The 8,553-nt window shown below is 70.6% G+C and carries 11 protein-coding genes; 4 read left to right on the top strand and 7 right to left on the bottom strand.

The annotated features are described in order from the left end of the window. The 6 genes from G6024_RS12250 to G6024_RS12225 all read right to left on the bottom strand — a co-directional run. Positions 1–1,121: ATP-binding protein (locus G6024_RS12250; RefSeq protein ID WP_277355621.1), on the bottom strand; the 1,121-nt coding region annotated here is incomplete at its 3' end. Then, entirely contained in the window at positions 1,111–1,806 is a 696-nt protein-coding gene (locus G6024_RS12245) for a DUF4194 domain-containing protein (RefSeq protein WP_119191841.1), read from the bottom strand. The genes G6024_RS12250 and G6024_RS12245, both read right to left, overlap by 11 nt. After that, a complete protein-coding gene (locus tag G6024_RS12240; protein WP_159148820.1) occupies positions 1,806–3,293 on the bottom strand; it encodes a DUF3375 domain-containing protein in 1,488 nt (495 codons plus the stop codon). Before G6024_RS12240 ends, G6024_RS12245 begins: the two co-directional genes overlap by 1 nt. Positions 3,294–3,351: 58 nt before the next feature. Then, complete coding sequence (locus tag G6024_RS12235) at positions 3,352–3,951, bottom strand: energy-coupling factor transporter transmembrane component T family protein (protein ID WP_159148819.1); 600 nt, start codon at positions 3,949–3,951, stop codon at positions 3,352–3,354. Beyond that, positions 3,952–4,656 carry an energy-coupling factor ABC transporter ATP-binding protein gene (locus tag G6024_RS12230; RefSeq protein ID WP_159148818.1) on the bottom strand — a complete coding sequence of 235 codons (705 nt, stop codon included), beginning with the start codon at positions 4,654–4,656 and terminating at the stop codon, positions 3,952–3,954. It abuts the gene before it with no gap. After that, entirely contained in the window at positions 4,653–5,240 is a 588-nt protein-coding gene (locus tag G6024_RS12225) for a biotin transporter BioY (RefSeq protein WP_067713928.1), read from the bottom strand. The genes G6024_RS12230 and G6024_RS12225 overlap by 4 nt, the downstream gene beginning before the upstream one ends. Before the next feature lie 165 nt (positions 5,241–5,405). Between G6024_RS12225 and G6024_RS16735 the strand changes: the two genes are divergently transcribed. Both G6024_RS16735 and G6024_RS16730 read left to right on the top strand, forming a co-directional pair. Beyond that, positions 5,406–5,948 (top strand): hypothetical protein, encoded by a 543-nt coding sequence (locus G6024_RS16735; RefSeq protein WP_235027888.1) that lies wholly within the window; start codon positions 5,406–5,408, stop codon positions 5,946–5,948. Positions 5,949–6,011: 63 nt separating this feature from the next. Next, a complete protein-coding gene (locus tag G6024_RS16730) occupies positions 6,012–6,524 on the top strand; it encodes a hypothetical protein (protein ID WP_235027887.1) in 513 nt (170 codons plus the stop codon). Positions 6,525–6,624: 100 nt separating this feature from the next. On the opposite strand, the gene G6024_RS12215 is transcribed toward G6024_RS16730, so the two are convergent. After that, positions 6,625–7,209 (bottom strand): type II toxin-antitoxin system RelB family anti-toxin, encoded by a 585-nt coding sequence (locus tag G6024_RS12215; protein ID WP_120285857.1) that lies wholly within the window; start codon positions 7,207–7,209, stop codon positions 6,625–6,627. A gap of 109 nt (positions 7,210–7,318) precedes the next feature. On the opposite strand from G6024_RS12215, the gene G6024_RS12210 reads away from it, so the two are divergent. After that, on the top strand, positions 7,319–8,272 hold the full coding sequence (locus G6024_RS12210; RefSeq protein WP_159148817.1) for an NAD(P)/FAD-dependent oxidoreductase: 954 nt from the start codon (positions 7,319–7,321) through the stop codon (positions 8,270–8,272). Further along, the coding region (locus G6024_RS12205) for a class I SAM-dependent methyltransferase (RefSeq protein ID WP_159148816.1) at positions 8,256–8,553 on the top strand (298 nt) is incomplete at its 3' end. The genes G6024_RS12210 and G6024_RS12205, both read left to right, overlap by 17 nt.

Raw genomic sequence — 8,553 nt, 5'->3', positions numbered from 1 at the left:
CGGGCGTGGCCCAGCTCTCGGGCGAGCTCGTCGCGGCCAGCGCCGGCGCTGCCCCTGAGCCGGGCGCGGAGATCCTCGGTCATCAGCCGCTCCGCGTCGAGACGGTCGCGGGCGGACGCCACGGTGGCCTCCGCGGCCACCAGTGCCCCACGGGCTGCGCGGAGTTCCTCCTCGACCAGCTCCGTCGTGACGGCTGCCTGGACCGCGGGGAAGGACTCGCTCTCGGCGTGCAGCTCGGCGGCCCGGTCTCGGAACCGGTCTCTCGACACCTTGAGATCCGCCAGCGGACTGAGGTGCGCGATCTGGTCGCGGACGTCGACGACCGACCGGTGCGCCTGGCGAAGCTCCGCGAACTGCTCCACCGCGCGGTCCGCGACGGCGAAGGTGCCCGGGACGTCCAGCATGAAGTCGCGGAAGAGTTGGTCGAGGCTGGACAGGGACTTCGCGGACAGGGTCCGGTGCAGTAGGAGCTGGGCCGACTCGGAGGCGATGCCGAGGCGGCGCCGGAACGCTGACGCGAACGCGGAGTAGCTGTCGTGGAACCGCACGTGCGACATCTCGCGTTTCAGCGCGCGCTTGTCGATACCGCTGCGGAGGTAACCGAACAGGTCCGGGAGCTCGAGCGGCTGGTCGGACGGGTGTTCGCCGATCCCGTGCAGACGCTTGACCCCGGTCGCGGAGTTGTCTCCGGAGCGGAGGTAGAGCATCAGAAGCAGGGTGACGCTGTGCCCCGTGCCGTCCGAGTAGGTCAGGGCGATCGCAGAGAACGTGGCCTTGGGCCGCAGGTAGACCGACGCGAGGTCACCCGACTCGGCGTCGGCACCCCGCCGCCAGGCACCGCGGATATAGGACACCAGGGTCCGTCCCGAGCCCCGCCCGGCTTCCTCTTGGGCGGCGGCGTTGAACCGCAGGTTCGCCGGCGGCACGAGTACGGCGGAGACGGCGTCGATGAGGGTGGACTTGCCGGAGCCGGACCCGCCGGTGACGAGGAATCCTTTCCTGGGCACCTTCACGTCGTGGTAGCCGTCGAGAGTTCCCCAGTTGCACACCTGGATCCGCGACAGCCGCATCTGGGCGGGGTGTTCGGGCGCGCCGGACAGCTGCAGAGCCTCAGTCATCATTGATGCCCTCGTCGTCGTCGAACAACGTCTCGTCCTGGTCGTCAGACCCGTCGCGCGCCTCGATCAGGGCACGGTACTCTTCGCGGATCCCTGCGACCACGTCGGCGTCGAACAGGTGACGGAGCACGGGGGAGACCTCCGCGCGGTTCTCGGTTTCGGTGTCGGACAGCAGCGAGTAGGACTTGAGCCGATTCCAGGAGGCGTCGAACTTGCGCGTGTACCGGGTCCGGTCCGAGTCGATGACCGAGCGATAGACGTCGATCTGTTCGGCGACGTCCTCTCGATCCACGATCACCCGCTCGCCCGGCTGCGCCACCGACAATTCGGACCGCAGGTGCAGGAGCAGGACGGTGTCCATATGGGACAGAGTCTCCGTTCGCAGCACAGCGGGAACCTCGACCCGGCCGCCGGTGTCGACCTGCCGGGTGAACGCGATCCCGGCGTCGTGGTCCAGCACGAGGTCGAGGAACACGTCCGCCAGCCGCGACCGGAGGGCGGGCTCGTCGGAGATCACTGCCGCCCAGATCTCCGGTTGGCGGTGGGCGTGGACCAGCGGGCCGGTGAGCAGCCTGGCCAGCGCTCGTCGGGAGGCGAAGGACAGCGTCCCGGTATCGCCGGGCCACAATCCCTGCTCGACCTGTTCGATGTCGGGTGGAACGTCGGAGCCGCCCACGTCGGGGGTCATCACAGGTCGTCCTCCAGTACGTGATCGGCCGTGAAGACCAGTGTGGGGATCCGGGCGCTGCGGACGGCATCGGAGCCACTAGTCCACCTGACGGTTTCGGTCGCAGCCGCCTCACCGGGAGGGGCCGTGGACCGTCTGGCCATGGCCAGATTCACCAGCCCGACGATACTGGCGACTCCCTGGGTGGCCGGGTGTTCGCTCAGAATCGTGGCAATCGATGACGGGCCACGCCTCGTCACCACGTCGCGCACGTGCGCGCGAAGCTCGGTCTCGTCGATCTCCGAGGCGCGTACGAGAGCGGTGAGCGCTCCGAGGTCCGCCGACCCCTCGTCGTGGTGCGTGACCTCCGTGGCAACTCGTTCCTCGCCCGGGTTCCGCAGGCGAAGCGCCCCGACCGAGCGGACCGACATGCCGATCCGGCGCAGCGGCACGGACATCCTAGTATTCGGCCGTACGGCCCGTGCGGTGCTGGCCTCGGCCGCGGAGGCGCGAGCGGACCGGATGAGGGCCAGCATCCGCCGGTGCTCCACGTAGGCGTCGGTGGTGACGAAGTGTCGCAGGCTGCGTGACAGAGAGGTGAGCACCCCGTTGACTTCGGCGCCAGCGGTCTCCATCTCATCGAACAGTCCGCGGAGGCCGCGTCGGGCGGGCGCCGGAAGGTCCGTGCCCTGCTGGCGGCTCAGAATGTCGTCGATCCAGGTGTCGACGGAGGCGGAGCGCTCGGGATCGAGCAGTACCGAGTAGAAGGACGAGAAGCTACGGCCGGCCTCAGAGTCACCGATGAGGTCGACCCCGCCGAAGACTGCGTCGAGGACGTCGCCGCGGGCACCGTCCTGGTCGAGGAGACGACGTCGAAGATCCTGGTTGAGTGAGTCGAATTCAGCGCGGACGCGGGCGAAGTCCGCGGGGATGTCGTCCGCCCCCCGAAGGATCTCCGACACCTTCTCCGCGACCCGTTCCGGGCCCGCGAGATCCACCTCACCCTCCTCCACACGGGCGATGGCGGCATCGATACGGTCCCGTTCGCGGTGGAGGGCGGCCAATCTGCCCTGGACCGAAGGATCGGTCTCGCGGGCGAGATCCTCCAACTGCCGGGTGAGTGTCTCCACCCGGGACACGGTCAGCCCGCGCCGTGGCGTCTGCAAGCCGTCCAGGAAGTCCATCACCACCAGCGCGGCCTGGGTGGGCTCGAGCGTCTCACCCGTCGCGGCAGTCCCCGGCCGGCGGAGCATCCATCCGGCGTCCACCCAGGTACGCACATAGGACTGTGCAGTGCCGGGGGCCTCCGTGCCGACATCGCGTACGGCGGTCAGTGTCCGGTCCAGGAACTCGTAGAACTCGGACGAGGGGACACGCCTGGACGATCCCTCGAACACCTCACTCAGTACCGCGACGATCAACGGCCACAGCTGGCTCCGCAGCAGCGCCAGAGCAGGCGACTCGGCGCCGAGGCGGGAGAACGCGAGGTAGCGCGCGAGTGCGGACACGAGTTCATGGTGGCACGCGACACCGACACCACTCGTCCTGAGGTGGCGCCGGAGGTGATCAGTCGTCCACGCCCCGGGCGGCCAACGCGTCGCCCAACTGGTCGGCGGTGGTGAGGGCGCCGAGCACGGTCGGCACGACGAGCGCGCGTATCGACATGCCCAGGCCACGGGCCTTGCGGGCCTCGGTGACCTGGCGAAGCCGACGCGCGAGCAGGGGGATGGCGCGGATGGTCAGTACCAACACCAGTGCGATCCGGTCCGGTGAGACACCGACGTGCCGCAGCGGCTGGGCGGCCCGCGTGACGGCGTCGAGCATGTCCGAGACCCGCGTGGTCAGGGCGACGAGGCCCGCCACGGTGATGGCGACCAGCAGGGCGCCGCAGACCCGCAGGGCGGTGTCGAGGTCGGCGACGATCCACTGGAGTACCAGGATCGCGACGAGCATCGGCAGCACCGGGCGGACCTGGTCCCACGCCGCTCGCGGACGGATCCGTCCGATCGCGTAGAGGACCGCGGTCACCCCCAGGGCGGGCAGCACGTGCCAGGGCTCGCGTATCGCCAGGGTGGCGACGAGGATGAGCACGCACACCAGCAGGATCTTCCACCCCGCCGGCAGTCGGTGCAGGAGCGAGTTCCCCGGTTGATAGGTGGCGAACACCTAGGCCCCCGGCCCCGAATCCAGCGCGATCCGCCGGTAGCCCGCCAGCGCGGGGCGGGGGGCGTCGTCGATCACGACGCGACCGCCGTCGACGACCAGCACGCGGTCGAAGTCGGCGACGAGGTCCAGGTCGTGCGTCACCACCACGAGCTGCTGCTCCAACCCGGCGAACGTCTCGGCGACCAGCGCCCGGTTGCGCAGATCCAGCAGGGTCGTGGGCTCGTCGGCGACCACCACGGCGGGTTCGATCACCAACACCGCGGCCAGGGCCAGCAACTGCTTCTGGCCCCCGGAGAGGAGGTGGCACGGATGTTCGGCATGGCCGGCCAGGCCGTAGGTCTCGAGCACCTGCGCGACTCGTCGTCGTCGCTCCTCCCGGTTCAGACCCGACCGGCGCAGGGAGAAGTCGACGTCCTCCTCCACGGTCGGCATGACGATCTGGGTGTCCGGATCGGTGAAGCAGAAGCCCACACGGCGGCGGATCGCCGCGCCCTTGCGGCGGGTGTCGAGGCCGTCGACGGTGACCGTCCCGGTGGTGGGGACCACGAGACCGTTGATCATCCGAGCGAGCGTCGACTTGCCGCCGCCGTTGACGCCGACGATCCCGATGCGTCGCTCGGTGAGGGTCAGGTCGACGTCGGCGAGGACGGTCCGGTCACCGTAGGTGTGGCCGACCCCGTCGAAGCGGATCTCCGTGCTGGTCACTTCCGGCGCAGCGGCGCGATCAGGCCGGGACGTGCCTTGTGGACCTGCGTCGCGACTATCGCCGTGACGACCGCCTTGACGAGGTCACCCGGCAGGAACACCGTGTTGGCGGCGATCGCACCGCCGAGCGTCAGTTCGGTGCGGAGCAACATGCCGGCCACCCCGACGGCATAGATGACGACGATGCCGCCGAGGATGTTGATGAGCAGTCCCGGGACGAGCCGGTAGCGCGGCATGATCCACGCGGTGAGCAGACCGATCACGATCACCGCCGGGATCCAGCCGATGAGGAAGCCCGCGGTGGGGCCGGCCAGCGAGGTCAGGGTCGTGCGGCCGCCCGCGAGGACGGGCAGCGCGAGACCGATGACCATGACCGCGAGCACCGACAGGGCGCCCTTGCGCCAGCCGAGCAGTGAGCCGGCGAGCATCACGCCGAGCGTCTGCAGGGTGATGGGCACACCCGCCGAACCGATGCTGATCTGGCCGGGCAGGCCCAGCACCACGATGAGAGCGGCGAACACCGCGATCTGGGCGAGGTCTCGGGTGGCGCTACGGGCCGGGGCCCGGTCGACGGTGGTGCTCACTGGACTCCTTGGCTCCGCGGGTGCTGCTCGACAGCCTGATCCGGTCCATTGTCGCGCGTGTCACGTCGGATGGCCTCATCGGGCTCCGGCGCGTGCGGTCGCCGGCCGGAGGGATGCCGCATAAAGTGACCCAGATCACAGTCGGGCGAGTGGGGGCGGTGCGTCATGGGTCGAGCACCAGACGGACTCGGAGCCCTCACCGTCGCACTGCTCGCCGCTCTCATGCTCACGGTGGTGTCCGTCGTCCACTCGCGGACGACCGCCGGTGCCACGCCGTATTCGGTCTACCTCGATGTCCCGGCCGACAACGCCGACGGCGAAATGGCGGGCGGCGTCTCCACCGGGATGACCACCGACGTGGCCGAGCTCCGGGCCGCGCTCGACGTCGTGAGGGCGGCCCGTGTCGCTCCGGAGAGGTACTCGACCCTGGCGCGCCAGTACTGGTTGGCGGTGGGGGCGGAGAACGCCGACATCGACCTGGAGCAGTGGGAACCCGCCCGGGGGTTGGCGGCTAACCTCGACACGGTCGACAAGGTGTACGTCAACTACCTGCGCCTGTACAACTCCCACGACGGGTACTGGTGGGCCGGGAGATGCCGCGCGACGTCCGGCTGCTGGCCACGGTCGGCCCCACACTGCGGCAACCCGACGTGGACTGGTACCTGCACCGACTCCTCGTCATGCAGCGGCACATATTCACGGACATGATCCCGGTGCGCGAGGCCTACGCCGCGGGGGGCCTGCCCGCGGTCGAGGAACTCGCCGCGGGAGGTGCGTACGACGACTACGCGCTGGAATCCTGGCGGATGCTCGACGAGGGATCCCCCGACGGCCTGTCCGAGGCGCTGCTGCGGATGGCGTCCCGGGAGCAGAACCAGATCATCGCCGGCCGACCAGTGGGATGCCACCGCCTCCGGTCGCGGCGACGTCGGCCGGGTTCTCACCTACATCACCACCGTCGGCGGGGCGCCCGACATCCCGGGCGCCCGCACGCTGGGGCAGTTCCGACCACTCTCGGTCCGCGCGGAGGTGGGCGGTCAGCCGGTGGTCGCCCACACGCCGCTCCCGGCCTTCAACTGGGCCGACCGCGTACCCCGGTGGGAGTACATCGAACAGGACCTGGTGCCGGCGTACCGCTCGCTCGTCCGCGACCGCCCCGACGAGGCGCCGCGGTATCTCGACGTGGGTTTCCGTCCCCGTGCCGAGCAGAACCGGATCCTGGTGCGTCTGCCGGAGTTCGCCGGTCAGATGACCACGGGGTGGGCGGTCGACCCGGGGCGGTAGGGGAGGACGATCACAACTCCCGGCAGGGCGACCGACTCGCCTGCTCGGAACCGCCCCTCGCCCTCGTGCCCGACACGATGCTGACATCGTGTCGCGAAGATCACCGGGCCGGTGCCGCCCGGATGTGCGCCCGCTCGCCCTGCCGGCCCACCAGGCTGAGGAACTCCACCGGGCCGGCGCTCGTGGCGCCGAACCAGTGCGGGGTGCGGGTGTCGAACTCGGCCGCCTCGCCCGGCGTGAGGACGAGATCGTGCTCGCCGAGGACCAGTCGGAGCCTGCCGTCCAGGACGAACACCCAGTCGTAGCCCTCGTGGACGTGGAGGTGGGGCTCGTCGTCGTCACTCCCCGTGGGGAGCACGAACTTGTACGCCTGGATCCCACCCGGTCGGCGCGACAACGGGATCACGGTCGCGCCGTGGTCGGTGGCGATCGGCTGCAGCGTCACCCGCGGGTCACCGGTCGGCGGGGCGTCGACGAGCTGATCCAGGGTGACGCCGTGTGCCCGCGCCAGCGGCAGCAGCAGTTCGAGGGTGGGTCGGCGCTGCCCGGACTCGAGTCGCGACAGCGTGCTGGTGGAGATGCCGGTGGACTCCGCCAGGGCGGTCAGGGTGAGGTCGCGGCGTTGCCGGAGGGCCCTCAGCCGCGAACCCACCGCGTCGAGGGTGCGGGCGGTCGGATCGGTCATGCGCCGAGTTTGCCAGACTGGCAAGGTTAGTTGCGACATCCGGGTGAAGGGACCATCGTCGAGGGGGACGAGGCCCGGAACCGGTGGCCCGGAGAGCGGAGGTCGACAGATGGACTCGGACGATCGGGAACTGCGGGATGTGGTGGTGGTCGGTGGCGGGGCGGCCGGCCTGAGCGCCGCGCTGACGTCGGCCCGCGCCCGCCGTCGGGTGACGGTGGTGAACGCCGGCGAGCCGCGCAACGCTCCCGCCGAGGGTGTCCACGGGCTGCTCGCCCTGGACGGGGTGAGCCCGTCGGACCTGCTCGCGCGAGGCCGCGCGGAGGTCGGACGGTACGACGGCGAGGTCATCGACGGCGAGGTCGTGGACACCCGCACGGCCGCGCACGGCTTCGACGTCATCCTGCGCAACGGTTCGGTGCTGCCCACCCGCACACTGCTCATCGCGACCGGGGTGAGCGATGAACTCCCCGACATCCCCGGGGTCCGCGAGCAGTGGGGGCGCGGCGTCCTGCACTGCCCGTATTGCCACGGTTGGGAGGTGCGCGACCAGCGGATCGGCATCCTGGGGACCCATCCGATGTCCGCGCACCAGGCCATGCTGTTCCACCAGTGGAGCCGGGACATCACGTACTTCAGCGGCGGTCGCCCGATCGACGAGCAGGACCGGGTCTCCCTGGCCGCCCTGGGCATCCCGGTCGAGGAGCGAAGGATCTCGGGAGTGGCGGCCGACGGTGGGCGGGTGGTCGGCGTGGAGGTCGACGACGACGAGGTGATCGATCTGGACGCCGTGGTGGTGGCCACCCGGTTGACGGTCGGGGTCGAGCCGTATGCGGCCATCGGTCTGGAGGCGGTCGATCACCCGGTCGGCACGGTCATCCCGACCGACGAGATGGGCACCACCCCGGTGCCGGGGGTGTGGGCCGCGGGCAACTGCGCCGATCTCATGGCGCAGGTCGGAGCCGCCGCCGCCCAGGGGGCCCGCGCCGCGCAGCAGATCAACGCCTCGCTGATCATGGCCGACCTCGAGAAGGCGATCGAGGTGCGCGATGGCACACGAGTTTGACCGCGCCTACTGGGACGACATCTGGGCGGGTGCCGGCGGCAGCGTCGGAGACGACGACGGTGACCGCCCGGCCGCGATGGCCGCGAACCCCCCGAACCCGCACCTGATCCGGGAGGTCTCCCGCCTCGTCCCCGGGACCGCGCTCGAGGCGGGCTGCGGCGCCGGGACCGAAGCGCTCTGGCTGGCCTCGCAGGGCTGGCAGGTCACCGGGGCGGACATCGCCGCGGAGGCGTTGACGATCGCCGCCCGGCGCTCGGCGGAGCTCGGGCTGTCCGGCCGGG

This window comes from Dietzia maris, assembly GCF_014144855.1.
Classification (GTDB): Bacteria; Actinomycetota; Actinomycetes; order Mycobacteriales; family Mycobacteriaceae; genus Dietzia; species Dietzia kunjamensis.
This window is presented reverse-complemented; position numbering and strand designations above follow the sequence as displayed.